We start from the raw sequence: 18,042 nt of genomic DNA, 5'->3' as shown, positions 1-18,042 counted from the left end.
ACCCACCGTGGTACCGATGTCCCCGCTCCCCGAATCAGCGCCCGACGATGGTGGTCCGGGCCCGCTCGATAGCTGACCGGATAGCGTTTCGGAGGCGCGAGGCCGGCTGGCGGTGCAGCCCGGCGGCGACGATGAGGAGGCTCCCACCGAGCCACGTCGCCAGCCCGGCGACGGCAGCCGGTACCGCTATCGCCCCCGCTTGGTCGGTTGCTACGCCAACAACGAGGTCCAGAACGAGCCCCCGGTAGGCGCTGTTGGGGCTTGCGCCCAGCACCGAGGCTAGCATGTCGTCGCCGATGATGCCGGCGGAAAGCCCCGCCAGTGCTAGCAGGTCCCCGCCGGCAACGACGACGACGAGCACCGCAAGCGCCAACACCAGCGCCGCCCGGCCGGAGCGAACGATGACCGACACGGCCATCGCCATCGCCAGCACGACCGCGCCGAAAAGCAGCGTGAGCGCGATGAAGCGGATGAAAAGCACCGGCGAGTCGACGCCGCGGTGTGTCGCGAACACCCGCGAGGTCGGCCCCCCGGCACGGGCGACCATCCCGGCGACGAGCAAAAGCGGCGCACCGACGATGGCGGCGAGGCCGAGGAACCGGCCGACGAAGACACCAGCAACGAGCGACGACCGGGAGACCGGGTACGTCCGTAGCACCGAGAGGTCGTCGTTGTCGCCGGTGAACGCCCGATAGCCGAGCGCGACGGCCACGAGCGGAACTAGCAGTTCCAGTGCCAAGAGCAGGTCGACAGCGGCTGGCACATAGCCCATCTCGACCCCACCGCCTGACCGGAGCAGTTGCACGAAGACGACCGCAAGCCCGACCGACAGCAGGGCGTAGGTCCGGGTCCGGACGACCGTTTGGAGCTCTCGCCAGGCGACCGCCCCGAAAGCACGGTGGCGGCTCATGCGTCACCCCCCAGCACCGCGACGCGGTCGCTGTCATCGACGACCGACCCGATGACACCGCGCAGCGACGACACCTCAAATCGGTCGTACAGCTCCGCGACCGCGCCGCTGGCGACGACATCGCCCTGTGAGACAACCAGCACGGTGTCGGCGACCGCCTCGACCAGCGACATGTCGTGTGAGCTGAGCAGTACGGTCGTTCCGCCGCCGGCCATCTCGCCGGCGGTCTCGAAGACGCTGGCACTCATGTTCGGGTCGAGGCCGCTGGCCGGCTCGTCGAGGACGACGAGCGGCGGGTCGCCAACCATCGCCTGTGCGATGCCGAGCAGCCGTCGCATCCCGCCGGAGAGGGCTTCGACGTTCCGGTCGGCTGCCCCTTCGAGGCCGACGCGTTCCAGCAGCGTCGCCGGGTCGGGGCCATCGACGAACGACCCGTAGAACGAAAGCGTCTCCGCACAGCTGAAGCCGGACCGGAATGTGGCTCGTTGCGGCAGATAGCCGATGGGCCGGTCGACTGACGGGCCGTGGTAGGTGACCTCGCCGGCGGTCGGTCGGAGGTCGCCGACGAGCGTCCGCAACAGCGTCGTCTTGCCGCTGCCGTTCGGGCCGATGATGGCGACAACCTCCTCAGCAGGGATGACACAGGAGATGTCCGAGAGTACGTCGACCGGGCCGAACGACTTCGAGACGCCATCGGCGGTCAGCACGGGGCCGTCGGTCGGCGTTTCGGGGCCGTCGCTCATACGCCGCACACCTCCTCCGCCGTCGCCGTGCCATCCGCAAGTGCGCGCGCAGTCTCGATTCGCGTCTCGTTGACCGGGTGGCTCCGTGGCGCGGCGTCGACGACGCTCTCGCCGCGCATTCCGGGCACCGAGCCGCGAAGCGTTCTGAGCCCCCGCACGACCGGGGCATCGGAGAGCGTCCGCGCGGCGTCAGTCCGGTGGAGCCGCTCGTCGACGGGGTCTGTCGGCGTGTACCGGCGGTCGAGCCCCGCAGCGCCCTCCCAGTAGTTCCCTTCGTCGCCGTCGCTCCAGACCCGCAGCGGGCCGGTTGTCGCTCTGACATGCCGGTCGTTGTCGGCGAAGTCGTTTCTGACGACAGTACTCGTCGGGAACACTGACGAGGCACGCATTCCGACCTCGTTGCCGACAATCGTGTTCTCGGTGTACAGCGAGTTCCGGGCGCTGGTGCTGAGCGCCTGTTCGGTGTCGGCGATGACGTTGCCGCCGATGTATGCGTCGGAGCCGCTGGTCGGAACCCCCTGTGCCGTATCGACAACGACGTTGTTCGTGATTGCAGTCCCCGCGGGGCTCGTCATCACGACCACGCCGGAGAGCTCTTGGCTGACCGCGCAGTTGTTGTCGACGAGCGCGTCGGAGGTGTACATCAGATGGACACCGAACCGCCCCTCGACGAAGTGATTATCGCGGACAGTGACCCCCTCAGCGCGGTGAGTGTAGACACCATCCCGTCCTTCGGTGAACGTCGAATCCTGCACGACGAGCGGCGACCGCATTGCGACGACACCCATGAATCCGTCAGCCCACTCTTCGGCCCCGTCGACGCTGCTGTTGGCGACGACGCTTTCGGCCGAGTCGCGGAAGACAACGCCCGAGGCCGGCGTCTCCATGTCGACACCCTCGACGAGGATGCGGTCGGCTTCGGCGACAGTGATGCCGGCGTCGGAGTAGCCGTAGGCCTCCTCCGTTCGTCGGTCCCAGCCCTCGGCATCGACCTCGTCGGCCCGCAGTGAGTCGCCGATACCGGCTATCGAGAGGCCGGAGACGGCGACCTCGTCGGCCTCGATAGTGATGACAGTGCTGTTGTCGTCGCCGACGACGGTCGCGTTCTCGCCGACGAGCGTGACCGGCCGGTCGATTTCGACGGGGCCGTCGTACGTTCCGGGCGGCAACTCGATGGCCGTCCCGGCGGGTGCGGCGTCGATGGCGTCCTGCAACGTCGGCTCGTCGTCGCCGACGACTATCTCGACCGGCCGGTCGAGTAGCTCCATCGCAGCGGAGACGTTCTCGTCGGCCAGCCGTTGCTGTCTGTCGACGCGCTCTTTAGCCGCCTCGCCGCCGGGGTCCGACGCGGCGAAGGTTGCCCGGTCGTCCCACGTGCGTATCTCGCCGCCGTGTTCGGTGACAAACGCCTCGGCGTCGGCACGGTCGGCGAAGGGAACCGGGGTCGGTCCTGATGGCGTTTCCGCGCCGGTATTGACCGCGAAGAACGTCTCGTCGGCCGGCGTCCATCGGCCGAATCCGGCGGCGACGAGCGCGCCGTCGTCGTCGATATCGACATCGTCCGGCACCGTCTCGATGTGGACCGCCTGCGGATATCCGAACTGCTGCCGGACGAGCGAATCATCGACATCGTTGGCAGCCGTTCCGAGGCCGCGATACCCGACGATGTATGGGTACTGCGAGTAGGCGACCTGCGCTCGCGGAAGGAACTGCTCGTCGGCGACGCCGCGCTGTTCTTCCAGTGTCAGCCCGATAGCGACAGTCCGGTCGAACTCCGTCGGACCGGGCGCTGAGTCGGCCGGTGAGACAAAAAACGAGGCGCCACCGCCGAGCGCCAGCAGACAGCACACGACCGCGACCGCGACGCGGATGTTCATAATCGGGCTACAGGGTGTCCGGCAATATGCTGTCTGGTTCGTGCCTCGAACCAGCCGCGCTGACGGGCTGCCGTCTGCCGAATTCCTTGCCGCTTTCGAACGGCGTACCACGGCACCTATGATGCCGGGGCCGCTAGCGGAGGGTATGCAACGCCGGACGGTGCTCGGCGGACTCGCTGGCGCAGCTACCCTCGCCGTCGGCGGCTGGGCGGCCCGTCGTGGACCCACAGCGGGTGACTCCGTCGGTAACGCTGCGGGTGATGAAGACGGCGACGGGAGCGGTGGTGTACCGGCACAAATCGAGACTATCGACGCCCCCGGGAGCGAAGCCGGGTCCCTCGTGCTTGAAGAGGAGTACCCCCTCGTCGTGACGTTCTTCGCGACGTGGTGTAGCTCCTGTAGCCGAGAAATGAGCGACCTCACGGCCGCCCACGCCGAAGTTGGCGACCAAGTACCGTTCCTCTCGCTGACCGGCGAGGTCGTCGGCCGGTCGGTTTCCCGTGCGGAAGTCGCCGACTGGTGGCGAGAACACGACGGTGCATGGTCGCTCGGCCTCGACCCTGACAGTCAGGTGATGAACCAGTTCAGCGTCATCGGTATTCCGTCCGTCGTCCTCGTCGACGCTGATGGCGAGGTGGTGTGGTCCGATTCCGGCCACGTCGATACGGACGCCCTCGTTGCTGAAGCCGCTACCGTCGCCGACAATGCTTGACTGGGCGCTCGGCGGGACGGTCGGCTGGGCGTTCGCGGCCGGTGTCATGACGTTTTTCGCCCCGTGTTCGTACCCGCTGTTGCCCGGCTACGTCGGGTTCTACGTCGCCCAGCAGGAGACGGACGCGCCGCTTGCCGGCGTCGCCGCTCGCGGCGCGGCGGCCGGGCTTGGCGTCTTCTCGGTCGTTGCCGTCATTTCAGCGGCTGCCGTCTTCGTCGACGGCTCGCAGTTGGAGTACATCAGCGTCTTTGAGCCGCTTGTCGGCGTGGTCTTCCTGCTCGCCGGTGTTGCGGTGCTTTCGGGCGTCTCCTCGCCCGTCTCGGTTCCGCTGCCGAAACGCCGCGCGAGCGTGCTCGGCTTTTGGGTGTTCGGGGCGGGCTACGGGCTCGCAGCGGTTGCCTGTCTGGCCCCGGTGTTCCTTTCGGTGCTCGTGCAGGGACTGGCGTTGCCCGCTCCCGAGGCGACGCTTGTCGTCGGCGCATACGGCGGCGCAACGGCCGGACTGTTGACGCTGGCGACAGTCGCTATCGCTGTCGGCGTCGACACGTGGGAAGACCGGACAGGCTGGCTCATGCGACACAGCAAACAGATCGCCGGCGTCCTGCTCGTCGCCGCCGGCATCGGTCAGCTGCTGTTGGCAGCCTCGGACTACGGCGGGTTCTAAACGAAAAGCAGCGCGAGTTCCCCGCCCCACTGTGGGCGGGGGTGAAGCGCGTCACTCCGGCGCGTGTTCCGTTTCTTCGATATACCGTTCAACCACTTCCTCCGACACTGCTCCCGTCGTTCCCACGTAGTATCCGACCTTCCAAAATCCGCCACCCCAAAAATACGACTCTCGAATTTCGGGATACCGTTCCAGCAAGTGCTTTCCAGAGTACGACTTGAACTGCCGAGCGATGTTCGCAGGGCTGTACTTTGAGTCTGTTTGCACGAACAGGTGTACGTGGTCGTCCGCAATCTCCAACGCCAGAATTTCGTGTCCGAAGTGGTCAGCAGTCTCATCAAACAATTCTCGAACATCGTCTTCAACTGCGTTGAGAATTTGATGGCGATACTTGCGACACCAGACGAAGTGATACTTGCAGGAACTAACTGAATGTGCATGACTACGGTATTCTTCCATCCCTAATCCTTACATTTATGATAGTCTGGAACGATTGTCAAAAAGCATGGGTGAAGAAGCCACGAAGACGATTCAGACGCGCCTTCACATAGCGTCTGGCGAACGGTCGTGGCTTCACGACGCCCGCCTCGCATCACGCGAGATTTTCAACGACACTATCCGCCTCACACAACGGGGATACACGCGCACCGAGATACAGAAGGAGGTTGACCGCGACGACTTCTTGCGGAACAACAAGTGCGCGGTCGTCGGTAAAGCCCTCCAAACGTGGGACTCCTACCAGTCGCTCAAGGAGTGGTGGGAGAACCAAGACGACCCTGACGGCGGGGAGCCGACGCCACCGAGTACGGACAAATCTGGTGCATACCCGCTTGTGATGGCGCACACGGAAGGCTACCGCCTCACCGTTGACGACGACACGAACCGCATCCAGTTCCGCATCAGCCCGAAACCCTATAAGAAGGTGAAGGGTCATCTGCGCGGCGAGCCGGACGTGATGGAAGAACTTCGAGATGCCCTCACGTCGGACGAGCTGGATGTTGGGCAGGCCGAACTCCTGTACCGCGATGGCGTGTACTACCTACACGTCACGGTCACACGCGAGTTCGACGTGCCCGAACCCGACACCGCCGATACGCTGGTCGGCGTGGACATCAACGAGCGAAACGTCGCACTCACTGCCCTCGACCGCGAAACGATGCGGACGAAGGGGACGCTCGTCCTCGATTACGGACGAGTCAAACAGGAACGCCAACGCTACCACACGATTACGAAACGCTGTCAGGAACACGGCAAAACGAGCATCCACCACAGACTCGGTGACGAAGAAGAGCGATTCACCGAGTGGGTGTTGCATCGTCTTTCCCGCGCTGTCGTGGAGTTCGCAGAGCAATTCTCGAACCCGGTTATCGTGTTCGAGGATATGAGCGGTATCCGTGACGAAATCAAGTACGGGACGTATATGAACCGCCGGTTGCACAAACTGCCGTTCCACAAGTTCGAGACATTCGTCTCGTACAAGGCGACGTGGCGAGAGATTCCGACGGACACAGTAGATGCCTACTACAACTCCCAGACGTGTTCGTGCTGCGGTGAGCGTGGGTATCGGCAGGGACGGCGGTTCCGATGTACGAACGACGAGTGTGACGTGGTGCAAGACCACGCTGACCGCAATGCGTCGGTGACCATCGCATGGCGTGAGAAGGCGAAACTCGATGGGAACACAACGAATTACCGGACTCACAAAACCCAGCCACAGGTTCGGTTGGTGCGTCTGTCCGGGTCGGGGCGTGTAAGCCGCCCAACCTCATCCCGCTCGCTTGCCGAGCAGGGAGTGCTAGCGCACGGCTGAGGGAACTACAAAAGCCTCGGGCCACCGTGCCCGAGGTTGTTTACTACTGTTTGAATCCTGCCGGACGTGAACTGCCAACTGACTGGGGATGGGCACGCTGGGATTTGAACCCAGGGCCTCCCAAGAGGTCGGCCCGCTGCCCAAAGGCCGCGGGGCGTGCCGCGCGGACTCACACCCTTGCGGGCCGGCCTGCCCGAGCGCTCTGCCGGACTGAACTACGTGCCCGTTGCTGCGTGTTCACGTGACCCACTCGAAAAAGTGATGGCCGGCTCCCGGCAGCCGAGAGTGGCAGCCTAGGTAACCTGAACGCTGCAGTGGGCTACAACCCCCAAATTTGGAAGATGCCGAACGTCGTGACGACGGCGAGTAGGAACTGTAGCGGTCCACCAACTTTCAGAAAGTCGGTAAACTCGTAGCCGCCAGGCCCGTAAACCATCAGGTTCGTCTGATACCCCACGGGCGTCATAAAGGAGGTCGCGGAGGCGAACATCACCGCCAGCAGGAATGAGAACTCGTTGGCCCCGAGCTCGGCCGCCGCTTCGACTGCTACTGGAATCATCAGCACTACTGTCGCGACCGGCGTGATGACGTTCGCGAGCAGTCCCGTGACGAGATAAAACAGCAGCAGGACCCCGAGAAGCGGCAAGAACGCATCGCTGGCGACGAGGACCTCGGCGATGACCTCCGACCCGCCGGTTTCATCGAGCGCAATACCCAACGGTATCACACCTGCAAGCAGGAAAATGATGTTCCACGAGACTGCGTCGTAGGCGTCGGCCGTCGAGAGACAGCCGGTAAGCACCATCATGAAGACACCCCCAAGCGCGGCGATGACGATCGGCGTAACCCCCAATGCCGCCGTGGCGACGACCCCTATCATGATTGCGACAGCGATGGGGGTCTTCGGTGACAGTGGCGCGATGTCGTCGATGTCCGCTTCGGCCATCCGGTCGAAGGCATCCTCGTCAATGACGACCAAATCACCGGACTCGATGAAGTACTGGGTCGAGTTGGGCGTTGTTTGGACGAGCAACAGGTCCCCTGGCTTGAGTCGGATTTCGTTTAGTCCACTCCGAATCAGCTCGCCCTCTCGCCGGATGGCAAGCACCGTCGTCCGGTGAAACTCCTTGAGCCGTGCTTCGGCTAGTGTCTCCCCGACGAACTGTGACGCTTCAGGCACGACTGCTTTTTCCAGCACGCCATCGGTTTCGGCCTGGGTAAATGTTTCTTCAGTCACATCCTCGTGGACGAGTTGTCGCAGCCCTTGGTTCTCGCGGAACTGATTGACCGCCTGCAGACTTCCATGGACTGTCAACACGTCCCCGTCCTGGATCCGCTGGTCGGTGTCCGTTGCGACGTACACAGTACCGTCCTCGCGACGTATTTGAAGTACTCTGACGGTTGCCTCTGTCCGTTCTTCGAGCTCGGAGATGGTCAGCCCCTCGGGTGCGGAGCCGGGTCTGACTTGGAGCTTCGTGAGGTGGTCTTCAAGATCGAACTTCTCAACGAGATCGGCCTCAGCTGGGATCCGTGCGGGTGTCAGTCGCCAGCCAATTGTCATAAGGTATATAATACCAATCACCAGAATCACCAGTCCAAGCGCGGTGAACTCGAACATCCCAATCGGACCGCGATCCTCGATGAGCGTGCTTGCGAACTCGCTCGCCAACAGGTTCGTTGAGGTACCGATTAGCGTGAGCGTCCCGCCGAGAATGGCCGCATAGGACAGCGGCAGCAGTAGCTTTGAGGGAGACATCCCGCTCTTTTTAGCCAAATCCGAGATCATCGGGATGAACACCGCGACGACCGGCGTGTTATTGATAAACCCGGCGATAGGGCCGGTCGTGACGACGGTAGCGGCGAGTGCGCGCTTTTCGTTTCCCTGTGTGAAGTCGGCGAGATAGACACCAAGCCGCTGAACGATGCCTGTTCCTTGGATGGCCGCGCTCAGCATGTACATCGCCACGATGGTAATCGTCGCGGTGTTAGCAAACCCTGAGATCGCATTGCGTGGCGTGACGCCAGTCAGGGGCTCCAACAGCGCAAGCGAGACAATTATCCCGACCGCTGTCATGTCGTTGGGAATCACCTCGGTCACGAACAACACGAGCGCGACGGCAATCAACGCAAAGACGACAAACGTCCCGTCTGAGAGCCCCAAAACGACCATGCCAACGTGCATTCGTTGTGTCGTAATATATCTTACCTATCACTTCTGTAAGATATGGTGGGTAGTTCGTGAGAACCCCATTCAATTTCAGTTTGCACAACGTGCATTGAAACACACCTGTTTTTATACTCGCGCCCGCAGGCCGTGGTATAGATGTCACGTGACGAAGATAACACAACGGACCCCCCTGTGGATGGCCAACCAGAATCACAGGAGTCCCTGCCGAACGGTCTGGACGGGTCGACGGCAGAGTACGATATTGACGACGTGTACAAACAGCTACAGCTGATTGAAGAAACAGTCACGAGCGACGCGGAACGCGAGGAGGTCAGACGCGCCCGGAAAATGTTGAAACGCGTTCCCGGGAGCGACCATATTAACAAGTACACCACCCGGGACATGGGTGAGTCGTTTGTCGGTGGCGTCGTCTTCTCGCTGCCGCTGCTCGTCGAAGATGGCGTCTTCGAGATCGCGGAGTGGTTCGCCGAGCACACTATCGCCCAGGTTCCGATATTCCTCGTTCTGAACGTGTTATTTATTGGCGTTCTGGTAACGGGGCTCCTGTACGCCATCGATGTCCGTGAAATCACGATTACGAAGCCGATATTCGGGTTCATCCCCCGGCGACTTGTGGGCGTACTCGCTATCTCTCTTATCGTCGCAGTGGGGTCCATGTTCATGTGGGGTCGGCTCCACGAGGAGGACCCGGCGACAATCGAGCAATTCGGACGTGTCACGGTGATATGGGCCGCCGCCGCACTCGGCGCTGTGTTGGCGGACATTCTCCCCGGCGAGAGCAAAGGCGAGGATATCAGCGAGATGATTGACGGCGACGACAAATGACCAGCACGCAAACCGGGGCGTCGGTCAGGGCGTAGCGAGCACAGAGTCTTCCGGGATTTCAATACCGCGCTGGGTCAGAAACTGCCGGGTCTGTTTCCGGAACCGCTCCGGTGTTGGTAGTTCTCCCGTCTCTTTGGTCCACTCGACTGCCCATTCGCCGATGTCGTCCAATGGCTCCTCACCGGCGAGGTCCCGGGCCGCTTTCAGCGCTGCCTTGTACGCCGGCTTGTTCGCCTTGAACTCCTCGTCGGACGGGAGCCGCTCCTCCGACCGGCAGGTTTTGAGCATCCGTCGCATCACGAACGGAACCGAGGCCATGTCTCCGAGTTCTGCCAGCGGGGTGTTAAGCGTTGGTGTGGGTTGGTATTGGACGGCTCTACCGCAGTGGCGTAAACTGACGATTCGGTGCGTTTTGCGTAGCTTTGTTTCTCATCCGCGCATTGCGGTAGTACTGGCGATACTGGAGAAAAGCAACTATTCGAGTGTATTCCGAAAGCCGAGCGAATTGGAAAGCCTAGGCCGGGCTTTAAGGCTAAACCCTAAATCCCTGCGTATAAAATATATAAATCACAGATGGGTACCAGAAGTCGAATCGAGAACCTCCAAGAGAGAATCAAACTCCGGTCTGGGCTCTCCGAGGAGACTCCAGAAACGGACGACTATCCTCAAATCAGCGATGAGGACGCAGAGGCACTCCTTGAGTTCAGTAAGCAGTTAGACCTCCTCAGCTCCGAGTATAGCGACTACCGCCACGAGAAGCTGCTACGGCACTGCGTCATCATGGCCGAACAGGTCGGTGGACTCGCTGAATCCCTCGAAGATCGGGACACTGCAGAAGACATCGTCCGCTGGATCAACACGGAGCGAAGTACCGAGGACTACGCCGAGGAGACGAACCACGACTACCGCGTCGCAATCCGAATCTTCGGTAAACGGACGCTGAAGCGCGACGAAGTTCCCGAGCCACTGGCGTGGATACCAACAGGGACGAGTAATAGCCATGATCCGACCCCACGTCGGTCAGATATGCTGGAGTGGGAAGAGGCGAAGAATATGGCGGACGAAGGAACGAATAATAAACGAGATGCGGCTCTCATCACTGTCTCATACGAACTCGGGCCACGTGGTGAGGAGATGCACGAAGTTCGAATGGGCCAAGTGCAGGATGCGGATAACGGTCTACAAATCGTTCTTGACGGGAAGCAGGGCGAACACTCGGTCACCCTGATCAACTGCGGCCCGTATCTCCAACAGTGGCTCGCCGATCATCCTGCGCCAGATGATGACGAAGCCTACCTCTGGTGTAATCTGGACGATCCCTACGACAACGCCTCATACCAGACTTTCCTCGAACGATTCAAGAAGGCAGCCGAGCGGGCGGGGATCGACAAACCCGTGACGCCGACCAATTTCAGAAAGTCGAACACCTATTGGCTGGCCAAACAGGGGGCTAACGAGTCGCTGATCAACGCCCGTCAGGGACGTACCAAGACGTCCGATCACGCGCGTCGGTACCTGGCTGAGTTCGGCCCCGAAAACGAGAACAAACAGTATGCTGAACTCCAAGGACTTGAGGTTGAGACTGAGAAGACGAAGGACAGGACTCCCCTGACTTGTCCTCGATGTGACAAGGAGACGCCCCGGGATGAGCCCTTCTGCGTCTGGTGCCATCAGGCAATGGAGCCTGAAGCAGTCCAGGAACTGGAAGAACAAGAGGATGAACAGCGACGAAAGCTGCTCAGAATCGCCCAAGACAACCCCGAGCTCCTCGAAACACTCGAAGAGATGGAACCACTCATTGAGGCACTTGGCGGCGATGCAGAATTGATTGATACTGCAGCAAGCTTCACCGAAGCGGTTGAATAATACTGAACCAAAATCACCCGAGTCTTGTTGAAATCCACACAGGGTTATAGATTTTTCAGTAGCTCTATTGGTTCGACGGAGACGCTACTATCCAAGGAGAATGGGAAGTATAAGCATGGGATGCAAGAAACTGAGTTGTATTCCGTGCTATCAAGCACGTGGTACCTGATTTTCATACGCGGCGGAAGCCGATTTGGGCGTTACAGCCCGGATGCCGCGGTTTGCGACATCGAAAAAAAGTCCAAATACGTGAACCTCTGCTTCAGTACTGGCATCTCGAGTTACGAGATTCGTCTACCTTGTATTCACGACGGCTGATATCACAGACAAAATTGGAGAGGTAGAGACAAAGCTGCAGTCTACGGAGTAGATTCACGATGATCAATTTTTTCGCCGCTCTGAAGAAGGGTAATTCATTCGTGAGCAGGGGCACGCGAGAGCACGCAGTCTGGTGAGTGATCACCATCGAATCTCTCCATTATTCTTCCATTTTGCAACACGTCGAGAGGAGTGTGTAGACTTATCTCCTTCTCAAAAAGTGGCTCGATAAGCTGCCGCCGCCTGGTACCTCCTAATCCTACTTCCGCGATTCAGCAAATAGCCGTCGTGCGGTCGTTTTCGCGTGTTACAGGGTCGTATCTCTGTTGCGTCTGTGCCATTTCAGCGGGAATGGGTTCCAGATTGGCTCCACGGTAAAGCGTACTCACTTGGCGGAATGTCACGACTCATCAATCAAAATAGACAGGCTGCATCCACTCTGAAAACATCGTGATACTCGTCCGGACCCAACCGTGGAAGTAGGACTAGTGAAAGACGAAGGATGGTACATTATGGGGCACTGGAACGATCATTGAACCAAGATCGAAAGTCCTCGATTTTGTCTTCGGATTCAAGAATCAACCACTCATAATTCCTCAACTCATACTCTAGAAATTCGTCCTTTTCTGCATCGTATGCGCCCGCTAAATAGTATTTACCCTTCTTAGTAATCGTATATGATCCTCTGCCGATTTTGTTTAATAACCCGTGATCCGATAATTCACGGAGCCGTTTTGCAACGTATTGTCGTGAGACATGAACATGCTCATTATCGGCAATTCGTTTGGGAGTTGCCCCGCCGTGATCGTAAGCAAACTCGAGAAATCGATCATCCCAATTAGCCATCCAGTCGCCTTGTTTTCTCATAGTTTCCCTATGAGGGTCGGACTAATACGAGTTTCTCTTGAATCCTAATAGCGACTTTAGACTATCTGTAGAACGTTTGGAAGCTCTATACAATACGAAGTAAACTATAAGTTTCTGCGTGTACAAAACGGGAGTAGGCAGAAGAAGATGAACGAAAATGAGATTGATCCAGAGACGTACGTCGAGAAGAACTCTGATCAGCTGGTATACATTATAAAACACAGTAACGATCGGTTTATCCGGGGGTTGTGTTTGGCTGCTTTAGTCAAATACGGAGGAGAAAAAGTCGGGAAAGATCAGATTGAAAAAGAGCTTGCTCAACTGCGGGACGTAGAAGGAATATAGTTATTATGACAGATATAGGTACTGAGGGGGTGATCAAAAGCAAAACCAGAGACAGAAATATCGTTAATCACTACATTCGTAGAATTTATAAAAATAATTATATTTATTTCTCTATTCGGCAAGTCCCCCCGTTCATGGAGATCTCAATTATATCCAACCCATTATTCAACCAAATATCGAGGGACAGCAACGGATTCATATATAAAAGGGGAATTGTAGACGATTTGCACTCCTTCTACAATAAGCCACCTCCCCTGACTTGAAGCGTCCAAAATCAGGCATTTCAGCCGGAGAAGTCTTGTGTACGAGAACGGATCCGGCGAAAGACTCTGGATGGATTTCAGCAACGGAAGGGCAGAAAAAACAGATAAGATACAATAAAAGAAAAATGACTAAAATCAGGTCAAACCCGGCAGACGAACATCGAACGAAGTCGGCCCTCGGTCAAGAAAACGACATAGAGACCGGCCCAGAAGCCAGCGAGATCAGTAACCGTGCCAGAACGGATGTGAGTGGATAATGACGGGAAGAGGATTCAAACCACTCAAGCTTGACCAGATTCAGGTCTTCGAAGAAGCGGCGAAAGACGCAGATAATCCGATTCGGACGCTAACGGGCCGTCTACTCCTACACACTGGAATGCGCAATGGCGAGTTCAACCACATGCGCCCGTGGTGGGTACTCGAAAAGAATGGAAACTACCGGATCGACATTCCGCGGCGAGAGGAATGTGTCGGCGGTGCTGGTGAAGCCGGTTTCGGGAATCAGAATCAGTTCGACCTGAGCGACAGGGGCAAACCCTGCTCAAAATGTCGAAATAGGCCCCACCGCGAAGATAATCGGTGGACGTGCAAGACGCGATCCTCCGATAGGACAATCCCGATCAATAGCGAGCAGGAAGACCTAATCGACCTCCTCAAGTGGTGGAAAGAAGGATACGACTACTTACCACTTTCTCATCGATCAGTGAATTATCACCTCAAGCAACTTGCTGAGGAAGCCGGCCTCAATCGGAAAGTGACAGCACACGATCTCCGTCATACGCACGGAACGATGCTGGCACGAATGGACTGGACAGCGGTTCAGATAATGGACCGTCTTGGTCATGGATCGATCCAGATGCCTCGGAAGTACATCACGTATACTGCCCAGGCATCTCGTGACCTGGTCGAAGAAAAATACGACATGGATAATCTATGAACGGCGATCCACTCACGCGGGAGCAAACGGCTGCATTCCGGCAAGCAGCTGATCAAGGCGACTTCGTTGACCGATTGCTGATGGTGTTGCTTCATACAGGCTTGACTGCGACTGAGTTCACGCATATGCACGATAACTGGCTCGAGCCGCTTCCTGAGTCAGTTGAGGCCTACCAAGGTGATACCCCAATAATTCGGATCCCCACAGAAGCAGACTGTCGGGGGATCAAGCTCGGGACGAACCTGGAGATTCATCAACGAACGGGTCGCTGTGGATATTGTAACGATCTTGGCTACGAAGTTTGGCATCCTGGCCAACCCGACAGTGATTGTCGTGTTCGAAGTATACCTATACCAGATGAGACGACGGCAAGAACCCTCTACTGGTGGTTTGCGAGATACGATTCGACGCCGATCAGTGTGAATAGTCTGGAAAGACGACTATCAAAGTTAGCGGATCGGGCTGATATCGGTCGTGATGTCACATCACGAGACGTTCGAGCGACCTACGGTACCAATCTCGTTCGGATGGGCTTCTCCTCGGAGGAGATTGCAAAACTGATGGGCTTATTCCATCATATATCCACTCGCGAGTTCTTCGAAGCAGCGGATGAGCCCGTTGACTGGCCTGAAGTAGTATCTGATGCGACTATTTTGGCTGCCATCGCCGAAAATGAGCCGGTGATAAAATCCGACGTCGGAGATCTTGTGGGCTTCAGCGTTACTGCAGGACGAAAACGAGCGAACGATCTCATCGATCGGGGTATCCTAAAGAAAGTCGGAGAGCGGCATGAGGGGCACGTACACGGGACAACGTACGGTATCGATCCTTCGGTACTGAAAGACGAAGGATACCACGAAATCGCTGAGCGCTACTACAAAGCGAGGCTTGAACAATGAGCAACGACTCCAAAAGGCTCGACGAACTCGAAGGACAGCTGAATGCTCTTCAACAAGGGCACGACAACGCATGGGATGCGATTGAAGATCTGCAGGATGAACTGCAGGAGGTACGAACCGAACAACGTCGGCTTCAGGAAGATCAAGACGACCTTCACGATGCGGTTGACCATATCGATTCGCGAACCGATCTTCTTCGTCTCGTAGAGAATAGCGACGAGATGAGCGGGAAGCAGCGGTCAGTCGCGTTGATTCAACATCTGCGACGAGCGGCGATGCGTGAGCGCGAGCGCGGGCGAGCAGCGAAGGTATCGATCAACCGCGAGGAAGCCGAACGTGCCCTTCAGTATCCAGATGTCGATCGGACGACGATTTACACTGATATGGACCGTGCAGAGCGTCTCGTCGGTGATAAAGAAATACTCTGGTACGAGAGCGGTTCTGGTGGAGATAGCCGTCTGAAGCTGAATCTTGAGGTCGGCGAACTTCCTACAAAACTCACCCAGGAACACGGAGGCCGGTGACTGTGGCGGCTCCACAACAACTGTCAAAGGGGAAGCCCCCTCCTCCATTACTTCGATACCAGTAATCCCCTCTATCTGCAGTATATGCGGGATAGAAGGGACCTGAAAGAAGTGTCGGTTAGTCGTTAGTATGTCAAAGACAGCTCGCTCCGCTCGCTCCGTCTCGGAATTCACACGCCGGGAAGAGTGTTGTGGAGTATCCACAAATCAAGCTGATGTCCATCATGCAAGAAACCATCGAGGAACTGGTACAGTTCTTCCGGGATTACTACCCGGATGAAATCGGACAGCTTGCGATGCGGTTCCCGCGGGATCAGAAGTCGCTATACGTAGACTTCGATGACGTATATCGATTTGATCCAGATCTTGCGGATGACCTGCGTGAGCAACCAGAACGGATGTTAGAGGCCTTCGAGGAGGCGCTTTCTCACTATGATCTTCCTGTCGACGTTGATATAGGGGGTGCACACGTTCGCATCTACAATTTGCCGACGACCCTCGATGTTGAGCAAGTCTCGCGACACAGCAATATCGGAACGCTCCTCGATATCCGCGGTCAGGTACAGAAAGTCAGTGCGGTTAAGCCACGAATCCAGACTGCCGTCTTCGAATGCCAGCGCTGCTCTACCCGAACCGAAATTCCGCAAACGGGTGAACAGCTACAGGAACCTCACGAGTGTTCAGGTTGTGAACGGCAGGGGCCGTTCGTCTTGGCTGAGAAATCGAGCGACTGGGTTGACCACCAGTATGCGCGGATCCAGCAACCGCCAGAGCGAACGAAAGGGGGCGAAGGTGAAACGATCGACGTTCATCTCGAAGACGATCTGATCCGGGAATTCGAAGCCGGCGATCGGATCACGCTTACTGGAATGCTTGATATCGAAACTCCGGATCGAAATCAGTCTCGGGCGTTCGATACTACGGTAGATGCCCAAGCCGTCATTCGTGAAGAAAGCGACTACGAGGATATCGACGTCAAGACCTATCGCGATGAGATTACCGCCATCGCTTCCGGCGAAGAAGGAGACCCGTATGAACTGCTCATCGACTCGATTAACCCGGAACACAAAGGAGACGAAGATATCAAACTCGCGATTGCCCTGCAAATGTTCGGTGGATGGTCACGCGGTGGCCGGGTACGTGGAGACTCCCATATTCTCTTGTTAGGAGATCCTGGCTGCGGTAAGTCGACTTTCCTCCAGGCGGTAGACGATCTCGCCCCCCGTTCTACGTATGCCTCCGGCAAGGGAGCCACAGCAGCTGGAATTACGGCTGCTGCGGTAGCCGACGACTTCGGCGAATCAGAATGGGGACTTGAGGCTGGAGCGCTCGTCCTCGCAGATGGTGGGATCGCCTGTCTCGATGAGATTGACAAAGTCCCGAAGAAGGCCGTCTCGTCGATGCACGATGCGCTTGAGAGCCAAAGAGTTCGGGTGAACAAAGCCGGAATCAATGCTACCCTGAATTCTCGAACTGCTCTGCTTGCCGCAGGGAATCCATCTGAGGGTCGGTTCGATCCGTATCAACCACGTGCTCAACAGATCGACCTAGGTCCAACGCTAATGAGCCGGTTCGATCTGATGTTCATGGTCTCCGACTCGCCCGATGTAGACAGTGATCGAGAAGTGGTCGAACATATGATCCGCTCGCGACGAGCGGCAGCAAAGCAGGAACTTGGGGAAGAACTCACGGAAAAAGAACAACGGAGTATTGAACCGGCAATCCCGAAAAGGATTCTTCGAGCGTACATTGCGTACGCGAAAAATGAAGTTACACCGTATCTGCCTCAGGGAAATAGTGAAGCGCGGGACTACCTCCAGCAGGAATTTCTAAAGTTGCGACTCGCGAACGAGGACGATGAGAGCAGTCCTGTTCCAGTAACGTTTCGGCAGGAGGAAGCGATCGAGCGGCTTGCTGAGGCTTCCGCACGAGTTCGTCTCGATGATGAAGTTACCAAAGGCGATGTCGATCGGGCGTTAGGCCTCGTGAGAAAGTCGATGGAACAGGTCGGTATCGACCCTGAAACAGGAGAATTTGATGCGGATGTTGTTGAGACGAGCCAGTCGAAGAGCCAACGGACACGCCGGAAGCGAGTTCTTGCGATTATCGAAGACAAGCAAGGAACCACGGTAGAGGAGGTCGCGGAGATCATAGACGAAACAGAAAAGCGAGTCAGAAACGACGTTCAGTCTCTGAAAAATCGTGGTCAAGTGTACGAACTCGATGGCGAGGTACGGCCTACGTAACGCCGAGTGCGGATGGCGTCGGCTGAATTTCAAATATTATTCATATTT

16 protein-coding genes and 1 tRNA gene are annotated in these 18,042 nt (G+C 57.7%); 9 read left to right on the top strand and 8 right to left on the bottom strand.

Annotation, left to right across the window (positions count from 1 at the left end; translation table 11 throughout):
* Positions 1 to 34: 34 nt before the first annotated feature.
* From NP_RS09690 to NP_RS09680, 3 genes are read right to left on the bottom strand one after another with little or no spacing between them, the layout of a single operon-like run.
* Positions 35 to 910, bottom strand: a complete 876-nt coding sequence (locus NP_RS09690; protein WP_011323668.1) for an ABC transporter permease — start codon at positions 908 to 910, stop codon at positions 35 to 37.
* Complete coding sequence (locus tag NP_RS09685) at positions 907 to 1,653, bottom strand: ABC transporter ATP-binding protein (RefSeq protein WP_011323667.1); 747 nt, start codon at positions 1,651 to 1,653, stop codon at positions 907 to 909. The genes NP_RS09690 and NP_RS09685 overlap by 4 nt, the downstream gene beginning before the upstream one ends.
* Positions 1,650 to 3,530 carry a NosD domain-containing protein gene (locus NP_RS09680; protein ID WP_011323666.1) on the bottom strand — a complete coding sequence of 627 codons (1,881 nt, stop codon included), beginning with the start codon at positions 3,528 to 3,530 and terminating at the stop codon, positions 1,650 to 1,652. Before NP_RS09680 ends, NP_RS09685 begins: the two co-directional genes overlap by 4 nt.
* Before the next feature lie 145 nt (positions 3,531 to 3,675).
* Here NP_RS09680 and NP_RS09675 point away from each other — a divergent pair, with 145 nt between their 5' ends.
* Together NP_RS09675 and NP_RS09670 are read left to right on the top strand one after the other, a co-directional pair.
* On the top strand, positions 3,676 to 4,242 hold the full coding sequence (locus NP_RS09675; protein WP_011323665.1) for a TlpA family protein disulfide reductase: 567 nt from the start codon (positions 3,676 to 3,678) through the stop codon (positions 4,240 to 4,242).
* On the top strand, positions 4,235 to 4,906 hold the full coding sequence (locus NP_RS09670) for a cytochrome c biogenesis protein CcdA (protein WP_011323664.1): 672 nt from the start codon (positions 4,235 to 4,237) through the stop codon (positions 4,904 to 4,906). The genes NP_RS09675 and NP_RS09670 overlap by 8 nt, the downstream gene beginning before the upstream one ends.
* 51 nt (positions 4,907 to 4,957) lie before the next feature.
* Here NP_RS09670 and tnpA read toward each other — a convergent pair whose 3' ends face one another.
* Complete coding sequence (gene tnpA, locus NP_RS09665) at positions 4,958 to 5,365, bottom strand: IS200/IS605-like element ISNph6 family transposase (protein ID WP_011323663.1); 408 nt, start codon at positions 5,363 to 5,365, stop codon at positions 4,958 to 4,960.
* A 46-nt stretch (positions 5,366 to 5,411) separates the two neighbouring features.
* Between tnpA and NP_RS09660 the strand changes: the two genes are divergently transcribed.
* The gene (locus NP_RS09660; RefSeq protein ID WP_011323662.1) at positions 5,412 to 6,716 is read left to right on the top strand and encodes an RNA-guided endonuclease TnpB family protein; all 1,305 of its coding nucleotides are present in this window, start codon (positions 5,412 to 5,414) and stop codon (positions 6,714 to 6,716) included.
* 89 nt (positions 6,717 to 6,805) lie between these two features.
* On the opposite strand, the gene NP_RS09655 is transcribed toward NP_RS09660, so the two are convergent.
* Both NP_RS09655 and NP_RS09650 read right to left on the bottom strand, forming a co-directional pair.
* Positions 6,806 to 6,941, bottom strand: a tRNA-Pro gene (locus NP_RS09655).
* A gap of 94 nt (positions 6,942 to 7,035) precedes the next feature.
* A complete protein-coding gene (locus tag NP_RS09650; RefSeq protein WP_049939639.1) occupies positions 7,036 to 8,886 on the bottom strand; it encodes an SLC13 family permease in 1,851 nt (616 codons plus the stop codon).
* Positions 8,887 to 9,039: 153 nt separating this feature from the next.
* Between NP_RS09650 and NP_RS09645 the strand changes: the two genes are divergently transcribed.
* Positions 9,040 to 9,729: a hypothetical protein gene (locus NP_RS09645; protein WP_011323660.1), complete on the top strand. Its 690-nt coding sequence runs from the start codon at positions 9,040 to 9,042 to the stop codon at positions 9,727 to 9,729.
* 24 nt (positions 9,730 to 9,753) lie between these two features.
* Here the strand turns inward: NP_RS09645 and NP_RS09640 are convergent, their stop codons facing one another.
* Positions 9,754 to 10,047: a hypothetical protein gene (locus tag NP_RS09640; RefSeq protein ID WP_011323659.1), complete on the bottom strand. Its 294-nt coding sequence runs from the start codon at positions 10,045 to 10,047 to the stop codon at positions 9,754 to 9,756.
* Between the two features lie 255 nt (positions 10,048 to 10,302).
* Here NP_RS09640 and NP_RS09635 point away from each other — a divergent pair, with 255 nt between their 5' ends.
* A complete protein-coding gene (locus NP_RS09635) occupies positions 10,303 to 11,595 on the top strand; it encodes a tyrosine-type recombinase/integrase (RefSeq protein WP_011323658.1) in 1,293 nt (430 codons plus the stop codon).
* Between the two features lie 828 nt (positions 11,596 to 12,423).
* Here the strand turns inward: NP_RS09635 and NP_RS14185 are convergent.
* Positions 12,424 to 12,780 (bottom strand): hypothetical protein, encoded by a 357-nt coding sequence (locus tag NP_RS14185; RefSeq protein WP_011323656.1) that lies wholly within the window; start codon positions 12,778 to 12,780, stop codon positions 12,424 to 12,426.
* Positions 12,781 to 13,644: 864 nt separating this feature from the next.
* Between NP_RS14185 and NP_RS09625 the strand changes: the two genes are divergently transcribed.
* The 4 genes from NP_RS09625 to NP_RS09610 all read left to right on the top strand — a co-directional run bounded on the left by NP_RS09625 (position 13,645) and on the right by NP_RS09610 (position 17,994).
* A complete protein-coding gene (locus NP_RS09625; protein WP_011323655.1) occupies positions 13,645 to 14,325 on the top strand; it encodes a tyrosine-type recombinase/integrase in 681 nt (226 codons plus the stop codon).
* Positions 14,322 to 15,224, top strand: a complete 903-nt coding sequence (locus tag NP_RS14180; protein ID WP_011323654.1) for a tyrosine-type recombinase/integrase — start codon at positions 14,322 to 14,324, stop codon at positions 15,222 to 15,224. The genes NP_RS09625 and NP_RS14180 overlap by 4 nt, the downstream gene beginning before the upstream one ends.
* Positions 15,221 to 15,748: a hypothetical protein gene (locus tag NP_RS09615; protein ID WP_011323653.1), complete on the top strand. Its 528-nt coding sequence runs from the start codon at positions 15,221 to 15,223 to the stop codon at positions 15,746 to 15,748. Before NP_RS14180 ends, NP_RS09615 begins: the two co-directional genes overlap by 4 nt.
* Before the next feature lie 215 nt (positions 15,749 to 15,963).
* Positions 15,964 to 17,994, top strand: coding sequence for a minichromosome maintenance protein MCM (locus NP_RS09610; protein WP_011323652.1), 2,031 nt, complete (start codon positions 15,964 to 15,966; stop codon positions 17,992 to 17,994).
* Positions 17,995 to 18,042 lie beyond the last annotated feature (48 nt).

Source organism: Natronomonas pharaonis DSM 2160, from assembly GCF_000026045.1.
In the GTDB taxonomy this organism is placed as follows: Archaea; Halobacteriota; Halobacteria; order Halobacteriales; family Haloarculaceae; genus Natronomonas; species Natronomonas pharaonis.
The sequence above is the reverse complement of the archived record's forward strand: the minus strand, read 5'-3'. Positions and strand labels throughout refer to the sequence as shown.